Here is a 19,998-nt window from a genome sequence, read left to right as displayed (position 1 = left end):
GACACATGACATGAAGCTCTATTCCTTTGACACCTGCCCCTATTGCATCCGAGTCAAGATCATGGCTGGCCTGAAAGGCATCTCTCTTGATGTCATCACCCTTTCACCCGGCACCATCCCGTCCGAGCTGAAAAGCCACATTGCCAGCCTAACCGTGCCCATCCTGAAAGACGAGGATCTCGTGCTGCAAGACAGCTCGGACATTATCCATTATCTCGATCAGAAGGGACCACCGCTGCTGCAAAACTATGAGATGAGTGAGGAGCTGGAAGCATGGCAACGCGAGGTCAATGTCGCGCTGAACAGCCTTTGCTATCCGCGCATTCCGCATCTCTTGCCAGGCGAGCTTTCCAGCATCGGAGCCCGTGGCTTTTTCAATACAACCATGCCCAAGCGCATTGGTCGCTCATTTGAGGATGCCTTGGCATTGAGCGATCAGTTTGCCGCCCAGATCAAAGCCAGATTGGCAAAGGTAGAACACATTCTCACCTCAGACACTTTGAGCCTCGACAGCATCATCTTGCTTGCAGATTTGCAGAGCCTTTCCATGGTGGCTGAGTTCACCCTACCTTCCGACTTACGAGCGCGATTTGATGCTCTGATGAAGAAAGCTGCCATCCTGCCTTTCACCAAAATTGATCGGCACGGCAAAGTCCAATGTCCCACGGAAGCAAGACAAGGAGAACCAGCATGAGCCGCCGTACCTTTGCCCTCATCATCATTTTCATGCTGACGCCTTTGGGACCATTGGCCATCGATATCTTTTTGCCCTCTGTCCCGGAAATGCTGAGCGTGTTTGAGGCCACAAACCAGCAGATGCGCCTGACCATACCGCTCTATATCTTTGCTCTTGGTTTCGCCCAATTGGTGGGTGGCCCGATCTCGGATCGCTTTGGCCGTCGAGCCTCCGCCATGATCGGCCTCTCGCTCTATGCATTGGGCAGCCTAGGCGCCGCCTTTGCCCCCAGCCTCGACTGGCTTTATGGCGCGCGTCTGGTGCAAGGCTTTGGAGCATCGTTTACCATGGTCACCACCTTTGCCTGGGTGCGCGACAATTTCGAAGGCGATGAAGCAGGCAAATGGCTGAGCTATATGAGCGGCCTGACCGGCTCTGTTCCCATGATTGCACCGATGATTGGCGGCATATTGGGTGTTATTTGGGGGTGGCAAGCAGCCTTCTTCCTGATGGCAGCAGCAGGCCTTTTGCTTCTGTTCCTGACACCTCTTGCCTTGCCACCGACCCAAAAGCGCCACCGCACGCTTGGCGCACCCGATCAAATCACCTGCAATCTAGGCGACATGGCCCGCAACCGCGCCTTTATCCTTTATAGTCTTGCCAATGCTGCCACCTTTGGCGCGGTCATGACCTATGTTTCCATCGCACCGGAAGTTGCCATGGAGCAAGGCGGCATGAGCGAGATGCAATTCGCAACCATTCTTGGTGCCATTGGCCTGCTGCAAATGCTGTTCAGCTTCCTCGCTCCGCGTATGGTTGAGATGATTGGGGCACCTACAACCGTTCTGGTCGGGCTGTCTCTATCCGTCATCAGCGGGCTTGGCCTGTTGTTTGTGCCGCAAAGTGTCACGATGACCTTCTTTGCCTTTGCTGCTCTTGGCAGTGCTGGCTTCAGCTTGATGATCGGTATCTCTACGGGCCTCACCTTGCAACCCTTCCCCAATTGCGCAGGCCTTGCAGCGTCCATAGGCGGTTTCTTGCGCATGTTCGGCGGAGCATCGATCGCCACACTTACCAACCTTACAGACCTTCAGGGACCAGCTACTCTAGCCACTGCTCTGCTATTTTCGCTTCTTCCGCTCACCTTTTTGCTTTTCGATAGAAGAATGGAATCTAAGATCGAAGGAGAAACTTTTTAAGGAAAATCATCTTCAAAACGGCATGCCAGTTTTGTAGCTCTAGCTCATCGTCACGATCTCAATTCTATAGTAAATCTCTTCAATGTTCGTTTTTTATAGATGACATCAAAAAATTCACATCTGCAGCAAAAATCAGCAGTCCGCCCTAAGTGCCATGCTGAATGAGATCGACATGAAGTTGAGAACGCAAGCCGTCCAAGCCAACCTCTGCTTTGGTCATGCAGCTATATGCCAAGCGTACCGAGACAGGGCCAGAAGCCGCCATTCGGGGACTTCAATCTTAGATTGAACGATAACCTCCGCTTAGTGGAGCAAGTTCCCATAGGCTAATACTTGTCACAGATTAACAAAGTCATCAGTGCTTCAAAGGAGATCACTATTAAGAGACGATGAGATCACATTTTGCTCCGTGGTGCGCTTTAAATTGGAGCACTTCATGAATGTGGGAGATATATTCTGTGCCGAAAAGCACACACTTAAAAGTAGCAATGTGCAGAATGAATACATAATGTCACTAGATGGACTGTGTTTGTGAAAGGAGACAGGTGGATTTACGCGATCTTTGGCGTTTTGACATTTTAAAATGCTATCAAGCCTGGCCTAGTAAATAGATTAGATGAATGTAATTGCTCTAAGTTTATATTATAGTCAAAGCTGTAGGATGAATTAAATGCCTATAAATAATACCAGCAGAAATATATCGTATATTTTGTTTTTTGCTATTCTTACAACTTCCTGCGTTAAGTTAGCTTACAAGACCTCAGACCCCTCTGAATTGGGCTGTAATATCTACGATGTGGTGTATTACAGTATTGATAACACTGTTGATACTGGGCAGGAAAAATCTTCACATACTCTAACGTTAGCGCTGACTATTCTTAACAATAACAAGTGCATTGATACTTACACTGCGGACTTTTCTAAGGTCAGTTTAGATAGGTTTCCAGACGCAGTCTTCCCAAGGTCCACACTTACTTTTGCAAATCGGTGTGTTCAGGTGAAGCAACATGGAAGCAATGAGACGCATACTCCTGTCAAAGAGAACGTTTATTGCTTGAATAGCAAGGTAAATTAAAATGACCTCTAATGGGAAATACACAATCGGCGTTGCAGAACTCTCTCTAGAGTTACCTGTATTGCCATTATCATTACCTGCATCGCACATTGTCATTTTGGCCAAAGACCCGTTTGGAAACACCTTATGGCAGTTGAATGGTATGTCAACGGACACTCAAGGGAAGCCCGCACCAGTTGGTTATCCATGGGATGTAAATGATACAATTCAAGGATTTTTTGGTACAAATCCATTCGATGGAGAAGTGTTCTTAGATGAATCTAAGATGTCAAACTACACTCCTATCGTTTTTGGCGATTATGACGAAATCAAGGTCAATGGTACCTTCTATGAGTTGTTCGAAGATGTAACACAAAGTATCAATGAACAAGGCTTGGCATACGAGCTATTAGACCAAAATAGCAATAGCTTTGCTGGTACAGTTCTTCGGGCGTTAGGAATTTCACCTTCTGTTTGGTTCCTAAATAAAGATTTGAATTTCACAAGACCTGTCCCCGGCTTTTCAAAGGATTTACTACCAGAAAATCCTAGCAAAAAGAACTGTTTCCTTTCGGGCACCCCCATCTTGCTGGCAGACCGGTGTGACAAGCCTATCGAAGAGATTGTTGTTGGCGACGAAATACAATCTTACAATGCATCTGGCGAGCTTGTTGCCGGTCGGGTTTCCAAGATATTTCGCAAACAGTCAAAGCACATCTTAGATGTCTTTGGCCTGATGATAACACCTGGCCACGTAACTTATTGTGGCGATGGTCAGTTTGCTGGTCAGCATGTTCCGATCATTGATATTTTGCGTACAGATGGTGCTCTTGTTCAAGCTGATGGTTCGATGATCCGTGCCACAACAGGTTACAATGTTGGTAGTGAGGAAGATCTGTTTGTATGGGCTGTGACGGGGACATCCCAATCAGAAAACACAATCAACATTGAAGATAAAAAACAGATCCGTGTTGGTTCACGATTTATCTTAGATGATGGCCGAGATGTTTGTGTGCTAGATTTGATCAAAGCAGCAGGTGGAACGTTGACAGAGGACGGTTACATCCAAACAAGCGCTTCTTCTGAGCAGTTACCTTTCCTTTGGATCTTTTCTAACGAACTTCCTGCTCCTGAAGATTATATTCTTCAGCGCTCTCAAGTTAGCCTCACCGAAATTTATGAAGTAGGTGAATGGGATGGGAAATGCTCAAGACTGACTGGAAGCGATATCCAGTCGCCTCGCACTATCTTCACTCGTTCAGAAGATGAAGTTAAACGAGGCAAACCCAATATCCCGTTGTGCTTGCAAGATAAGCCGCAATAACTTCTTCGCCATTTCTTTTTCGCACCGCTGTGCACCATTTCTGCGATAAATCCAATGACCCAAACTGACACTGTGGCTGGCATTCGCACGCCTATCTTTGATTGCTCATCTGTTTTAAACGATGTTGCCGATAACACAGCAAAAGCGCTCGTTCCTCCCTCAAGTATCTCTCACCGCCGACACTTATCTGAAGACGGCGCGTCATATGTCACTTATAATTTTGAGGTTGAGGAAACCCATACCTACATTGCTGGTGGCATTCGCGTTCATAACACTTCATTGCTTGATTACCTCCCTAAGGATGCAACTAATGTACAGTACATTCCATCAAATGAAGATGGTTTTCAGGAGATGTCATACGATGTACCGGATGGAGGCTATGTTGTTGAAATAGGTTCCGGTTTTGACCCTGATAGTGACACTATCAGGCGGGAACGGACTGTCACTTACGAAGAAAAAGACTTAACTCTAAAGGCTGTTACCACTTACGACAAAGAGACGGGGGCAATCAAAGATGTTGAGGTTAATGCCTTTGAGTATCGCGGTGTCGATTATGGTGGAGCAGTTGGACAAACACTTGGCTCGCAGTTTGGAGCGTTGATTGCCGGAGATAACGCATTTGCTCAGATTGCTGGTTCAACCATCATAGGTACAATTGGCCAGAACTTTGGACAGTTCCTGCAGAACTCGCTTATTTATGTGACGCGTGACGCGACTGATACGACGCTCGGCGCACTTGGAGATATCTTAGTAGATTATACGCTTGACAACTTCGGCGAGGAGTTAGTCCTCAATCTGAAAGGTCAAGTTACGGGCTATTTTTCATCTGTTTTACTTGGTGAGGCGGCAGAAGCTCTGGGCCTAGAAGGGTTTGAGGCAGGATTGTTTACAACGACCGGGAACACCATTACTCGGCAGTTGACAGATAACCTCACTAAACCAGGAGTATGGGCAGGTGGGTTGCAAATTGAAGAGATCACTGCCGGTTTTGATGCTAGCTTGTTTGGCAATGCTATAGGTAGCTACATTGGCTCAACCCTCGCAAATGAAGTCATCGACATTGATTCAGCTGGTGAGGGAATTTTTGCCTCAGTTGGTTCTACTGCTGCCAGCTTATGGCTTGGTGCAAGCTCAATCGGCTCAGCAATATCGAGTGCAGCCAGTGGCGTCGCTTCGGCGGTAGGTTTAGGCGCATCTGCTGCGGGTTTGTTCCTCACATCAATGATTTTGCCCGGTATTGGAGCTTTCATTGGTACAGTTGGCGGTGCATTTATATTCGAAACTCTGGATCGATGGACTGGTGGTTGGTTATCAGATACCTTCGATCGTTGGATCGGAAACAACCCTGCCTATTATAGAGATCTCTCCTTTGATCAGGAACTAGACACATTCTCAGCCTCAACAGGCTTAAGTAAAAATACGCAAAGTAACCACCGTGATACAGTTCGCAGCATGGAGAGTGCATTTAAAGAAACAATGCAGTCTATCATCGATGATATCGGAGGCGACGTCGAGTGGATAGGAGCTGAAGAAGCCGTCAGTTTCGGTTTTCACCATCCCCGAGGAACTTATGGTTGGGGAGATTTTAAGGTCTCCGTTTATGATACGGATAACAACCAAAGGATCATAGTTCACGGAACTGACATTCGTGGCATGATTAATGTTGCAATTCAGCATAACCTGCAAAATATTCAGTTTGTTAGTGGTGATGCGATCAAAGCAGCAGCACTTGCGAAGTGGCAAGAAAGTGTAGATCAATTAGGAAATGGGCAAACGTCAGTTAAGATTTTAACTTCAGTTCCAGAGAACATTGAAGCCGATCTGGCTACCTATCTTCGCTATTCTCAAATCGCCTCAGATTATCGTAAGTATCTCGACAACAAAGGAGCCATTGACGAGTTACTCATCAGTGAACCTGACAGCGCATTTACAGCTGGTTGGATTGCAACGCTATTAGCTGCTGGTGAACTTGGCTTAGACCAAGCTCATAACATGACAGGGAATGCGGGAGACAATACGCTACTAACCGGAGAACAGAACGATATTGTAAGGGGTCTTGCCGGCGATGATCTTATCAAAACCTACAGTGGTGATGATAGTCTCAAGGGTGGTGCTGGTGATGACCGACTGTTTGGCGGTGCTGGTTCAGATGAGTTGAACGGCGATAGTGGTAATGACTATCTTGATGGCGGCATCGGTGATGATGAACTCTATGGAGGTTCAGGTGATGACACTTACATCTTTGGCCGCGGATATGGCCGAGATGAAATCAACTCGAGCGCTGGCGGTAACGATACCGTTCGCTTTATCGATCTGAACCTGGAAGATGCTTTTATCAATATCGCAAACTATGGTCGCAGTTTACAGTTCACCTGGGAAAAGGACGGCCAGTTTGACCAGCTCTTGATCGATGCCAGTGGCTCTTGGATTGAGCGCTATGAGTTTGCTGACGGGACAGTCCTGAAGAAGATTGAAGTTCTGGACGATCTCAGTGTGAAGGCAACGCTAATAGATGATACAATCCGAATTCTTGAGAATACTGGTCTAAGTTCCACTCCAATTATTGGTACAGCTCAGGGTGAGCGCATTGATGGCACTTATCTTGGAGACACTGTTCGTGGACTTGATGGTGATGACAAACTCTATGGGCTGGATGGTAGAGACACGCTTGAAGGTGGCGAAGGTAACGATAGCCTTTATGGCGGCAACCATGATGACCGACTGTTTGGCGGTGCAGGTTCTGATTTCCTGAGAGGCGATAGTGGTAATGACTATCTTGATGGCGGCATCGGTGATGATGAACTCTATGGAGGTTCAGGTGATGACACCTACATCTTTGGCCGCGGATATGGCCGAGATGAAATCAACTCGAGCGCTGGCGGTAACGATACCGTTCGCTTTATCGATCTGAACCTGGAAGATGCTTTTATCAATATCGCAAACTATGGTCGCAGTTTACAGTTCACCTGGGAAAAGGACGGCCAGTTTGACCAGCTCTTGATCGATGCCAGTGGCTCTTGGATTGAGCGCTATGAGTTTGCTGACGGGACTGTCTTGAAAAAAATAGAGGTGCTGGATGATGGTCGAATCCAGATAACTAAAATAAATGATCTGGAGGAAGTGCAAGAAAACACTGACTTCAATACAACACCTTTGGTTGGTACTCAGAGTGCAGAAACACTAAAAGGAACATATCTTGGTGATACTATTCGTGGGTTGGATGGCAACGATACCCTCTCTGGGCTGAATGGTAATGATACGCTTGAAGGTGGCGAAGGTAACGATAGCCTTTATGGCAATAACCATGATGACCGACTGTTTGGTGGTACAGGTTCTGATTTCCTGAGAGGCGATAGTGGTAATGACTATCTTGATGGCGGCATCGGTGATGATGAACTCTATGGAGGTTCAGGTGATGACACTTACATCTTTGGCCGCGGATATGGCCGAGATGAAATCAACTCGAGCGCTGGCGGTAACGATACAGTCCGCTTTATCGATCTAAACTTCGAAGACGCATTCATCAGACTTGCAGATTTTGATAACAAACTTCAACTTACTTGGGAATATAATGGGGTATTAGATACTCTTCTCATAGATGCTCGCGGTGCTTGGATTGAACGTTATGAGTTTGCTGATGGCACAATTTTGTCCAAGATTGAAGTACTAAGTGATGGCTCTATACGAGTCACCAAACTAGATAATGAAACTTTCATTCTTGAAAATGTCGGTCTAAGTTCTACTCCAATTATTGGTACAGCTCAGGGGGAGCGCATTGATGGCACTTACCTTGGAGACACTGTTCGTGGACTTGATGGTGATGACAAACTCTATGGGTTAGATGGTAGAGACACGCTTGAAGGTGATGAAGGTAACGATAGCCTTTATGGCGGCAACCATGATGACCGACTGTTTGGCGGTGCTGGTTCAGATGAGTTGAACGGCGATAGTGGTAATGACTATCTTGATGGCGGCATCGGTGATGATGAACTCTATGGAGGTTCAGGTGATGACACCTACATCTTTGGCCGCGGATATGGCCGAGATGAAATCAACTCGAGCGCTGGCGGTAACGATACCGTTCGCTTTATCGATCTGAACCTGGAAGATGCTTTTATCAATATCGCAAACTATGGTCGCAGTTTACAGTTCACCTGGGAAAAGGACGGCCAGTTTGACCAGCTCTTGATCGATGCCAGTGGCTCTTGGATTGAGCGCTATGAGTTTGCTGACGGGACAGTCCTGAAGAAGATTGAAGTTCTGGACGATCTCAGTGTGAAGGCAACGCTAATAGATGATACAATCCGAATTCTCGAGAATACTGGTCTAAGTTCCACTCCAATTATTGGTACAGCTCAGGGTGAGCGCATTGATGGCACTTATCTTGGAGACACTGTTCGTGGACTTGATGGTGATGACAAACTCTATGGGCTGGATGGTAGAGACACGCTTGAAGGTGGCGAAGGTAACGATAGCCTTTATGGCGGCAACCATGATGACCGACTGTTTGGCGGTGCTGGTTCTGATTTCCTGAGAGGCGATAGTGGTAATGACTATCTTGATGGCGGCATCGGTGATGATGAACTCTATGGAGGTTCAGGTGATGACACCTACATCTTTGGCCGCGGATATGGCCGAGATGAAATCAACTCGAGCTCTGGCGGCAATGATACAGTCCGCTTCATTGATCTGAACCTGGAAGATGCCTTTATCAATATTGCCAATTCTGGTCGTAGCCTGCAGTTTACCTGGGAAAGAGGTGGCCAGTTTGACCAGCTCTTGATCGATGCCAGTGGCTCTTGGATTGAGCGCTATGAGTTTGCTGACGGGACAGTCCTGAAGAAGATTGAAGTTCTGGACGATCTCAGTGTGAAGGCAACGCTAATAGATGATACAATCCGAGTTCTTGAGAACACCGGTCTAAGTTCCACTCCAATTGTTGGCACAGCTCAGGGTGAGCGCATTGATGGCACTTACCTTGGAGACACTATTCGTGGACTTGATGGTCGTGATAAACTCTATGGGCTGGATGGTAGAGACACTCTTGAAGGTGGCGAAGGGAACGATAGCCTTTATGGCGGCAATCATCATGACCAACTGTTTGGGGCTGCTGGTTCAGATTTCCTGAGAGGAGATAGTGGTAATGACTATCTTGATGGCGGCATTGGTGATGATGAACTTTTTGGTGGTTCCGGCGATGACACCTACATCTTTGGGCGCGGATATGGCCGGGATGAAATCAACTCGAGCTCTGGCGGCAATGATACAGTCCGCTTCATTGATCTGAACCTGGAAGATGCCTTTATCAATATTGCCAATTCTGGTCGTAGCCTGCAGTTTACCTGGGAAAGAGGTGGCCAGTTTGACCAGCTCTTGATCGATGCCGAGGGGGCCAGGATCGAACGTTATGAATTTGCTGACGGGACTGTCCTGAAGAAGATTGAAGTTCTGGACGATCTCAGTGTGAAGGCAACGCTAATAGATGATACAATCCGAGTTCTTGAGAACACCGGTCTAAGTTCCACTCCAATTGTTGGCACAGCTCATGGTGAGCGCATTGATGGCACTTACCTTGGAGACACTATTCGTGGACTTGATGGTCGTGATAAACTCTATGGGCTGGATGGTAGAGACACGCTTGAAGGTGGCGAAGGGAACGATAGCCTTTATGGCGGCAATCATCATGACCAACTGTTTGGGGCTGCTGGTTCAGATTTCCTGAGAGGAGATAGTGGTAATGACTATCTTGATGGCGGCATTGGTGATGATGAACTTTTTGGTGGTTCCGGCGATGACACCTACATCTTTGGGCGCGGATATGGCCGGGATGAAATCAACTCGAGCTCTGGCGGCAATGATACAGTCCGCTTTATCGATCTGAACCTGGAAGATGCCATGCTGAGTTACACTAGATACGGTAGTAATCTGCAGTTTACCTGGGAGAAAGATGGTCAATTTGACAACCTTTTGATTGACTCCAAGGGCAATAGGATTGAGCGCTATGAGTTTGCTAATGGAACAGTCCTTAGTAGTCTTAGCGTCAGAGAAAGTGGGTTTGTTGATTTAAGAGGCTTCTCAGATGGTTATGATAATGTAATTTTGGGTTCAGCTCATGATAATTGGGTATATGGCGGCTCAGGTAACGATACGTTGAGTGCAGGCAAGAGCACAGGTACAAGCTGGCAATATCTTTCGGGTTACGATGGCAATGACATGTATCTGTACAGTCAAGAAAACAGGTACACATTTGTAACTTACGACGAGGTAGCAAATGGTGGCTATGATACAGTAAAGTTCACAGATCTAAACTTATCTGATTTGAGTGTTGGAGCCTATAAAATCAATGAAACAGACCCTAATGGTTTAAGCCTAACGTTTATTTGGTCCAAAAATGGTGTCGATGGTCAACTCAGAGTGGCAAATCTAGCAGAACACGTAGAAAGGTTTGAGTTTGCCGATGGCACCTCTTTGAGCAAACTTGAAATTCTTGACGACGGTCAGGTAACGTTAACGGGAACAACTTCAAGCGACGTTATTACTGCAGGAGAAGGCTCTGACATCTTTGTCTTTACTGATACAGAAATAGGCAATGATGTTCTGACTGACTTCAAAGCTGGTGCTAACTCTGAAGATGTTATTCACTTCAATGCAGCTCGTTTTATGAACTTTGACGAAGTCATCGCAGCAGCTCAAGATAATGGAGTTGATACTGTCATTAGCTTGGATGCAAATAATACAGTAACTTTGAAAGATGTTGTACTGTCCGATCTCCACTCTGATGACTTTCGGTTTGTTTGATAGGTAAGGAATTGTTTAACCGACGTTCAAGCAATATGGACGTCGGTTAAACCTTCGCCTAACAACCAGTAATGGCATGGACGCTTCGATAGTATATGCTTAGAGATATCTCGAATGTCCGGTTATGGTCAAAAGCCTTACAAAGAGATTACTGGCTTTAAACTATGATCAGATTATACGATCCGAAGCAAGCTAACCACTGTTAGTGATAGACTGGCTCCAAGGTTTGGGTATGGCCTAGACTTGATGCTCACCTTTGTTCTGATAATAAGCCCCACGATAAGTCAAACTTATCGAGGTACTTCCTTAAGCGGTCTGCGTCGTTTTTGCTGGTTTTGGTTTTGCGGGAGGTGGCGAATAGGGTTCGGCCGGCTTCGCTTAAGCTGGTGCTTTGTTTGCAGGTGCGGATGACGTAGGCGAGTTGGACTTTATCGAATGGATCAAGTGAGCTGAGTTGGTTGCCCATTATTGAAGCCAGAAGCTGTTCATCTGGATCTGACATTGCGCTTGCCCAGTGTTGCTCAAGTGTTTCAATCTCTTGCTCAACTAAACTAAGTGTAATACGTGCGCGTGGAGCCAGCGTGCATAAGCGCTGTATTGAAGCGCCCAAGTCGCGGAAGTTGCCAGGCCATAGGGTTGCTGGTGATGTGGCAAAGCCCAAGTATCGGGTATATGCGTCTGCGTTGAAACCTACTCGGGTGCCGAGCAACTTCTCGCAGCGGTTAAGCTCATACTCAATGTTTGGCTCAATATCCTCTCGCCGCTCAGGCAGTGAGGGGAGATGAAAGGTCCATAGGTTGAGGCGGGCGTAAAGGTCTGGGCGGAACTTGCCTTCAGCAACCAACTTGCCAAGGTTTTGGTTGGAGCCTGCTATCAGCTGAAAACGACTAGTGATTTCATGGTCTGAGCCAACTGGAAGGAAGCGCCCTGTTTCAACCGCATGCAGGATCATGGCTTGCTCATCCAAGCCGAGTTCGTTGATTTCATCCAAAAACAGGACGCCACCATCGGCCTCCCTCAAAAGGCCACGGCGGTCTGAGTTGCCATTGCCCATTGCGCCGCGACGATGGCCGAACAAACTGGACATAGCGCGCTCTCCTTTGAGCGTTGCGCAGTTCACATGCACCAAGCGGCCTTTCACTCTCCTTCTCTGTAGCTTTAACTCATAAATTCGCTGCGCTAATTCGCTTTTTCCTGTGCCTGTATCTCCTAGCAACAATAGAGGGGCATCAGAGTTGATGGATACAAGCTCAATGCGTTCGATCAGTTCGTTGAATGCTTTGCTCTTGGTTTTAATTCCGGACTTGAGGAGCGCATTGTACTCCTCGGAGATTAGATCAAAGCGTTGCTGCAGAGCATCATAGCGCGACAAGTCCAGATCTACGATGGAATATGAACCGCTGACATCATCTTCACCGGCACGAGGAGGAGATGTTTGTACCAGCTTTGCAGGGATGTGCCGAGACTCTGTGAGTAGGAACCAGCAGATCTGTGCGACATGAGTTCCTGTCGTTAGGTGAACGAAATAGTCCTCCCGGTCTTCATCAAACCCATAATCCTGCGCAAAATCCAACAGAGCTCCGTAAACCTCCTGAAAGTCCCAGGGATCACGTAGGTCGACTTGTTGTAGCAGGACTTCTGTTGCTGGGCTTGCTTCTTCAATTTCTGCTTTGACGCGATGAGCAAGTCTGCTGAAGTTATGATCATACAGTAGCTCTAAGCGATGAATAGGGAAGCTGCCATGCTGTGTTACTGCGATTGAGGGACGCCAACGACGCTTCTTGCCTGCATCTAACTGTGTCCCGAGAAACCCAATAATTACGTTCTTTTTCAAAACCATATCCAAAATAATAAAATGCGATACAAATATATATGAAATGCTGGCGGTAGTTTTGTCAAGATTGGTTATACATTAGATAAATCAGTTATTTAGGTGATTTTTGCTTTTTTATTTTCCCGTTTCAGAGTTCGAGCCATTCTTATGGACATGAACGAACGCAAGGAACGGAACCATGGCAAACAAATCACTGTTTGCGTCATTGAAGGGACGCTTTTCAGGTAAGACCGATGCCATCAACAAGTCTGGTGGGCAGGCTTACAAATATGAGGATCGACACAAGCTGGCTCAGCTTGCAGTAACCGGAACCATTGGCGACTTGTTTTATCAAGATGCGCAGATGGAGCTGGAAACGGTTCTTAAAACTGCTGAAAATGTAACTGATGAATTTCTGGCAAAAACAGCAATATACGCATGTCGGCACGGTAAAATGAAAGACCTACCCGCTTTGCTGCTCGCGGTTCTTGCCTCCAGAGATCCCGTTCTGCTTTCTAAAGCGTTTCCGCAGGTTATTACCAATGGCAAAATGCTGCGCAATTTCGTGCAGATCATGCGATCTGGTCAAACAGGACGAAAATCACTTGGTACGCGACCAAAAGCACTTGTGCGTGACTGGTTGAATGGGGTGAGTGATTATCAGCTGCTGCAAGCTAGCATCGGTAATGATCCTTCTCTCGCAGATGTGATCAAGATGGTGCACCCGAAACCAGATAACGCTGAACGCGAAGCGTTTTACGCATGGCTGATTGGCAAACCTTGCGATGCAAGCAAACTGCCAACGCAGGTGAAGGAGTATTTGGCTTTTAAGGAAAAACCGACGGAAAGTGCACTGCCAGATGTACCTTTTCAGATGCTGACGCATTTGCCGCTGTCTAAGCAAGATTGGGCTGAGATTGCGGTGCGCGGCAGCTGGAACATGGTGCGCATGAACCTAAACACATTCCTTCGCAAGGGGGTTTTTGAAGATAAGAAAGCCGTGAAGAAAATTGCGAATATCCTTCGCGATCCAAAACGGGTGAAAAAGGCAAATGCCTTTCCGTACCAACTTCTTACCGCTTATCAGGCGCTATCTCCTGAAATGCCGCGGCAAATCAGAGAGGCACTGCACGACGCAATGGAAATTGCCGTTTCAAATGTGCCGGTGTTTGATGGAAGTGTTGTTGTCTGCCCGGACATATCAGGTTCTATGAGCTGGCCTGTAACAGGGGGAAGAGGCGGCGCGACAACAGTCACTCGCTATGTAGATGTTGCGGCTCTTGTTGCTGCTACTGTGCTTCGGCACAACAAAAAAGCGACAGTTCTGCCCTTTGACTTTAAGGTTCAAAGCATTCCGCTCGAGCCTAAAGATACGATTATGACCAATGCCAGACGGCTTTCAGAACAATGGGGCGGAGGGACAAGCTGCTCAGCGCCACTGCGCTGGCTCAACCAAAGACGAGAGAAACCAGATCTTGTGATCTTAGTTTCTGACAACGAGTCTTGGGCTGATCAGTGTCGTGGAAGTACGACAGGCCTGATGAAAGAATGGCAAGAGCTGAAACGTCGGAACCCTGATGCGAAGCTCGTGTGTATCGACATTGCGCCTTATGGGACAACGCAAATGCAGTCACGACCAGATGTACTGAATGTCGGCGGGTTCTCTGATGCAGTATTCAAGCAGATTGCTGCCTTTGTAGATGGGAAACTGGATGCTGACCAATGGGTTAGTGAGATAGAAGGGATCGAATTAAAATAGCAATTTAGGGTAGTGCCTGTTGCTCGTCAGCACCATTGCCCGCTTTGAAAAATCAGGCGAATGCTGAAGGAACTACATTGCACCATACTAGGGACCACCCGAGTGGGTTCGACTCCCCTCCTTGCAGGCGCTCTTAGGCTTGAGCGGGGCCCCAATTGTTTCTTCCCTCCTTGTCGCCATATCTAATTAAACAGTCAGGGCGAATGCCTGCAGAACTACATCGATTGTTAATCGCCAGGTCGCGGGTTCGAATCCCGTCACTGCCGCCATCTATGGCAGTGTAGCTCAGCGGTAGAGCAGGAACCGTTTTGCAAACACCTTGTCGCCCTGACTGATTATTGAAACATAAATTTGCCTTGCAGCTTCGGCTGCAAAACGGGGATGCAGGTAGGATTACAGGTAGACGCATCTTAGTGGTGAAAGCCACTGAGATAGGAGGTGGAAAACCACTTCTTGTGCCAGTTCAAATCTGGCTCGGAGCAATCCGATGGCGGAAATTTATCTTACCAAACCTTGCCCTACAAAGGCTGGCGGATGCGAGCGGGACTACATTGGATATTGCTGGTTCGAACCCAGTCTGCATAAGCAGAACGTCCAGCTAACCTCTTGCCGCCGGTTCTTTGTAAATACTCTATGAGAGATGATGATGGAAACCGAAACTCTTACAAGTGAATTGCTGAAAGAATGGGGACACGTACCGGGTAAGGCGTTTGGCGCAGCTCTTCGAGATGGCCAGATGGCCCTTGACCAAGGCCTGAGCTTTGATGATGTCCGTCAGCAGCTTGCACCATATATTCCAACCCCAACACTTCCGCTTGCACCTTCTGGCACAAAGCCATTTTATGCAAATATTGAAGCACAAAGCGTGGATGAAAAGGCCAACTTAGAAGCTGTTCAGCATCATATGACTGAGCTTATGCGTACACCAACGGTAGAGGCCGGTGCCATTATGCCAGATGCATGCCCGGCCGGACCTTTGGGAACTATCCCGGTTGGTGGCGTGGTTGCTGCACGTAATGCGATTCATCCGGGAATGCATAGCGCGGATATCTGCTGCTCAGTGATGATCACTCTGATGAAGGATGTTGACCCGAAAGCCGTTTTGGATGCAGCGCAATCAGTTACTCATTTTGGTGGTGGAGGGCGTCCGAACGGGAAGCGCTTTACTGTTTCATTGAAGCTTTTGGATCAGTTCCGCAAGAATAAGTTCTTGAGCAACCCGAAGATCTTGCGAGCTGCGCAGGAGCATATGGGAACACAGGGGGATGGTAACCACTTCTTATTTGTTGGTGTTTCTCGCGCAACAGGACAAACCGCGATTGTGACACACCATGGATCACGTGGACCAGGTGCTCAACTTTACAAGATTGGTATGAGTATTGCGGAGAAATACCGCAAGAAACTATCACCAAAGACCTTGAAGCAGAATGCTTGGATTCCGGCCGATAGTGAAGAAGGGAAAGCGTATTGGGAAGCACTGCAGCTTATCCGTAAGTGGACTAAGGCAAACCATAATGCACTTCATCAGGCAACAGTTGAGGTCTGCCAATCAGAGATGAGTGAGAGGTACTGGAACGAGCACAACTTCGTGTTTGAACGGGACGGACTTTATTACCATGGAAAAGGTGCGACCCCTGCATGGGACGATTATGCCAGCGATGCAACGGGCCTTACGCTTATTCCGTTGAACATGGCTGAGCCTGTGCTGGTTGTGCGCGGTAAAGATGCCAAACATGCGCTGGGGTTCTCTCCTCACGGCGCGGGACGAAACTACTCCCGTTCTGAGCATAAACGCCGTATGTCCACCAAAACTGCAGAAGAGATTTTGCAGGAAGAGACGAAGGGGCTGGATATCCGTTTCTTTGAAAACAAGATCGATATCTCAGAACTCCCTTCCAGCTACAAGAAGGCTGATGCAGTCGTCGATCAAATCAAGAAATTCGATCTAGCTGAGATCGAAGACTACATCGACCCTTACGGCTGCATCATGGCAGGCAACATGGAGCCATTCTGGAAAAAGAAAAAAGCAGGGCGCTAAGGTGCCCTGTTTGATGCTTCCATGAAGCCTACTCAAATAACATCAAAGCGCATTTGACGTGCTATTTATTCATTCCGCCAATCACGTGATACTACTTGCGAAATGCACAATCGCTAGCAAGCATATCTTGAAGTAGCAAAGCCCACAGCCTATTGCACTTTGCAAATTTGAAGTGGAATATCAGCAATAATCGCCTCGATAGTAGGTGGGGTAAAATTCACCTATAATTGAGTCCATGTGCTGGCAGAAGGCTTCTAGATTTATGTCGAACGTCCGCAAATGGTCACAAGCTATTCGCTGCACCCGCGAAGCCCTGTGTTCCGGTTAAAGTTTGCAGAAGCCCCTTCGGTATAAATCTATACTACTCAAAAGCTGTTGTTGTGAAAATGTGTGTTGCGACCAGTATGCAACTCTATTTTTCGATCGGCAGATTTCTGCCTCTTTGTCTGCTTGTCAGAATGAAAGTTTATTACTCTCCAACATCTATCCCTAGTTTATAGGTCGGGTACAGCGGACGTATACAGCTTTTCTATGCCCATTCTTCATCGCACAAATCGCCGCTCATACACAAAACTCCCCGTCACCACGGGGAGTTTGAAGAACACTCTGCTCTGCAAAGGAAAGACTTAATCAATAGGGGCCAGATCCGGTAAGCCAATTTTGTAGTATAACTTATTGCTGTCATCGCCACCTTCCGAATGCCTGTGCACTTCTATAAGGTGGCCATTATTATCCATGGTTACAGCAAGATTAGAGCCATGGTCGTATTTCTTACTTTCACTCCAGTCTATCTTTTTTTTCTCAAATTGTATTTTTCCAGTACGGTAGTATAGGTCAACGCTGCTACCGCGACCTCGATGAACCTCCACACAATTACCACTATTGTCCATCGCTACTGAGTGATCAGAGCCTGAATCGTATTGGATACTATCACCCCAACTTATGGTCTTCTTGCTGAAGTCTATTCTGCCAACGCGGTAGTAAAGTTTATCGTCGTTACCAGAAGCCGGGTTGCCTCTATGTATCTCTACGCAATTACCATGATCATCCATTGCGATGGCAATGTCAGCGCCCGTGTCATACTTGTCGCTATCTCCCCAATGTATTGTCTTTGCAGTGGAGTTAATGATCCCAACCATGTAGTAGAGATTGTTTTTGTCGTCACCGCTACCGGTGTGTAGCTCAACGCAGTTACCATGATTATCCATCGCGACTGCGACCTTGGTCCCGGTGGTGTAATTTTGATTATTGCCCCAATTGACTGTCTTGGTACCTATATCCGCAAGTCCAACGGCATAATATAGCTTATTGCCACTCCCACTTTCCCTATGTACACAGATACAGTGGTCTTTATTATCCATAGATACGGCAAAGTCGGAGCTGCTTGTAAAATATATACCGTTTCCAAAGTCGATACGATTGTCGGAGAAATGTGCCCTTCCTACTCGGTAGTAAAGTTTGTTGCTGTTTCCGCCGGAGCCACGGTTCATTTCCAGGCAGCCTGAGTTGTAATCTGTAGCGATCGCCACCGAGGAGCCTGTAGTGTAATTAATGCTAGGCCACCAGACAGCATCGATAGCGGTGTCCGCCTTCCAAGTCGCGACTGAAAACACTCCAGGGAAGAAAGGCGGATATGGGAAAGCACTTCTGGATGTTGCAAAAATTTCAATACTGGTGGGTGATGTAATCTGAAGACCCTTTCCCCATCTGAAATTGGCGCCCAGTTCAGACGGTGTCATCATATCCACACTTGGCATATAGTTCGCTTTGAGACCAGCTAAGCTGATAGCACCTGACATATCATCGTATCTTGCTTCCGCGTCGGCTGATGAGGAGGGGCCAGTTTCCAATAGTATTGGAGCACGAACTTGCGTTACAGTTGCGCTATGATCTCCTTCAATCTGGAGCCGATATAAACCAAAACTTCTATCGGTGCCGTGCATCGTGAAAATAAAGAGCTGGCCATCTTCCTGTGTCGCGAGAGCGAAGCCACCCTCCGGACTAAATGTGTCAGGAAGATCTTTTTTTGAAATCAACTGAATGAGATCAAACTGGTCGGGTTGTGTACTAATTTCAGCTGTTTTAGATCGATAGACGCTTAGCCCCGGGCTATCCCCTGCAATGACAATGTATTTCCCTTTTTCATCACCTACTGACTTTTCTTTCGTCATCCCTGCGCCATTTACCCCGCTATCGTCTCTCGGGATCGTGGTCAGAAGTTTCATCGGTTTGTTTTTTGCCGTGGGGCGGACATCGTAGATTTGTACTTCTGAGCAGGTGTTATGTTTGTCACTTTTCTCCAGAGCAAGTGCCATATAGCTACCGCAGACTTGAACACCTCCTGGATGACCCCATGCGGGATCATGTTCGGTATTATAAGTTGCTTGAATTATGTCACTGCCTCCATATTTTTTTTGGATTTTATTTCCAATCATATATGTACCTTGCTGATGGGGAAGCAGTACGTCTGTGTGTGTGAAAATTAACTTTGATCCAAAAGCGCCAACTCCTTTAAAATGTGAGTAGATCGAAGTGTGGATGGTCAAATAGTAGCCAGTCCCGCCAGAGTTTGCATTGACACTGTCAAAAGTCGCTGCTGCATTTACCAACTGTAGGTTCTCCGGAATAATTTCCGCCGCATCACCGCTTTCAATCACAAATCTGGCGTTGTTGGTTTTTCCATTTGTGCTACTTGCATCCACCGTCCAATAGTGCCCCTCGGAACCTTCGGTTGGGAAAACTCTCTGCACCGGCAGGAACTGAGAAGTCATGGTTTCGTATGTCTGATCGCTTGTGCCTGCATCGATTTTGTTCACGTTCCCAATCGGATTGGCGAATGTGAAATAGATGCTGATAGGGTTTTCAGGCGACGCAGATTTGTATTTTACCCAGCCAGCGCACCCTGCAACGGACCTGTTCGCTTCATCACACTCGACGGTTACTTGGCCACCATCAGCAGTTATTTCTTTTGGCCACTCGTTATCATCTGCGAGTTGACCATATTCTAAGTGAGCTTGCTCAAAAGTGAAAATGGATGAGGTGTTATTGGTGATTTCTAAGCGAATGCGGTGGTCTTTTTGCATAGGCTCTCTCCCTAATGTTAATACGCTGCCATCGAAATAATGTTGTTATTTGGCTAAGTGCCGTTACACATTGCTATCATTGGTTACGAGAACAGATGCTGTGGCCATCGTGCGATGAGGTAAGTGCGCAGGGAACAGTCCAGTCGCCATGCGTCTCATGCAAGGATATCGCATTTTAATTCTCGTTCTGTTTTAAGAAAGTTCGCCCGCCGCTGTCGATTGCGGACAGCGGCGTGATGGTCTGTGCGGTGATG

Annotated in this window: 8 protein-coding genes; 6 read left to right on the top strand and 2 right to left on the bottom strand. The window is 47.2% G+C overall.

The window, feature by feature from the left end:
- Nucleotides 1-10: 10 nt before the first annotated feature.
- The 4 genes from PJE062_RS02065 to PJE062_RS26820 all read left to right on the top strand — a co-directional run bounded on the left by PJE062_RS02065 (nucleotide 11) and on the right by PJE062_RS26820 (nucleotide 11,051).
- Nucleotides 11-694, top strand: a complete 684-nt coding sequence (locus PJE062_RS02065) for a glutathione S-transferase N-terminal domain-containing protein (RefSeq protein WP_037035808.1) — start codon at nucleotides 11-13, stop codon at nucleotides 692-694.
- A complete protein-coding gene (locus PJE062_RS02060) occupies nucleotides 691-1,875 on the top strand; it encodes a multidrug effflux MFS transporter (RefSeq protein ID WP_008546761.1) in 1,185 nt (394 codons plus the stop codon). The genes PJE062_RS02065 and PJE062_RS02060 overlap by 4 nt, the downstream gene beginning before the upstream one ends.
- Before the next feature lie 1,076 nt (nucleotides 1,876-2,951).
- Nucleotides 2,952-4,253, top strand: coding sequence for a Hint domain-containing protein (locus PJE062_RS02055; protein ID WP_008547051.1), 1,302 nt, complete (start codon nucleotides 2,952-2,954; stop codon nucleotides 4,251-4,253).
- Nucleotides 4,254-4,307: 54 nt separating this feature from the next.
- A complete protein-coding gene (locus PJE062_RS26820) occupies nucleotides 4,308-11,051 on the top strand; it encodes a type I secretion target repeat protein (protein ID WP_008546970.1) in 6,744 nt (2,247 codons plus the stop codon).
- A 250-nt stretch (nucleotides 11,052-11,301) separates the two neighbouring features.
- On the opposite strand, the gene rtcR is transcribed toward PJE062_RS26820, so the two are convergent.
- Nucleotides 11,302-12,891, bottom strand: a complete 1,590-nt coding sequence (rtcR, locus tag PJE062_RS02045) for an RNA repair transcriptional activator RtcR (RefSeq protein WP_008547262.1) — start codon at nucleotides 12,889-12,891, stop codon at nucleotides 11,302-11,304.
- 316 nt (nucleotides 12,892-13,207) lie between these two features.
- Here rtcR and PJE062_RS02040 point away from each other — a divergent pair, with 316 nt between their 5' ends.
- Both PJE062_RS02040 and PJE062_RS02035 read left to right on the top strand, forming a co-directional pair.
- Nucleotides 13,208-14,623: an RNA-binding protein gene (locus tag PJE062_RS02040; RefSeq protein ID WP_247643093.1), complete on the top strand. Its 1,416-nt coding sequence runs from the start codon at nucleotides 13,208-13,210 to the stop codon at nucleotides 14,621-14,623.
- A gap of 643 nt (nucleotides 14,624-15,266) precedes the next feature.
- Nucleotides 15,267-16,661, top strand: coding sequence for an RtcB family protein (locus PJE062_RS02035; protein ID WP_008546360.1), 1,395 nt, complete (start codon nucleotides 15,267-15,269; stop codon nucleotides 16,659-16,661).
- Nucleotides 16,662-17,287: 626 nt separating this feature from the next.
- Here the strand turns inward: PJE062_RS02035 and PJE062_RS02030 are convergent.
- Entirely contained in the window at nucleotides 17,288-19,744 is a 2,457-nt protein-coding gene (locus tag PJE062_RS02030) for a hypothetical protein (protein ID WP_008546869.1), read from the bottom strand.
- Between the last annotated feature and the right edge of the window lie 254 nt (nucleotides 19,745-19,998).

This window comes from Pseudovibrio sp. JE062, from assembly GCF_000156235.1.
Lineage (GTDB): Bacteria > Pseudomonadota > Alphaproteobacteria > Rhizobiales > Stappiaceae > Pseudovibrio.
Note: the sequence above shows the minus strand (reverse complement) of the source record. Positions and strands in the feature narration are given on the sequence as shown.

Bases quoted from the DNA above. Each gene is read 5' to 3' on its own strand.
- PJE062_RS02065 (WP_037035808.1), top strand. From the start codon at position 11: ATGAAGCTCTATTCCTTTGACACCTGCCCCTATTGCATCCGAGTCAAG.
- PJE062_RS02060 (WP_008546761.1), top strand. From the start codon at position 691: ATGAGCCGCCGTACCTTTGCCCTCATCATCATTTTCATGCTGACGCCT.
- PJE062_RS02055 (WP_008547051.1), top strand. From the start codon at position 2,952: ATGACCTCTAATGGGAAATACACAATCGGCGTTGCAGAACTCTCTCTA.
- PJE062_RS26820 (WP_008546970.1), top strand. From the start codon at position 4,308: ATGACCCAAACTGACACTGTGGCTGGCATTCGCACGCCTATCTTTGAT.
- rtcR (WP_008547262.1), bottom strand. From the start codon at position 12,891: ATGGTTTTGAAAAAGAACGTAATTATTGGGTTTCTCGGGACACAGTTA.
- PJE062_RS02035 (WP_008546360.1), top strand. From the start codon at position 15,267: ATGATGGAAACCGAAACTCTTACAAGTGAATTGCTGAAAGAATGGGGA.
- PJE062_RS02030 (WP_008546869.1), bottom strand. From the start codon at position 19,744: ATGCAAAAAGACCACCGCATTCGCTTAGAAATCACCAATAACACCTCA.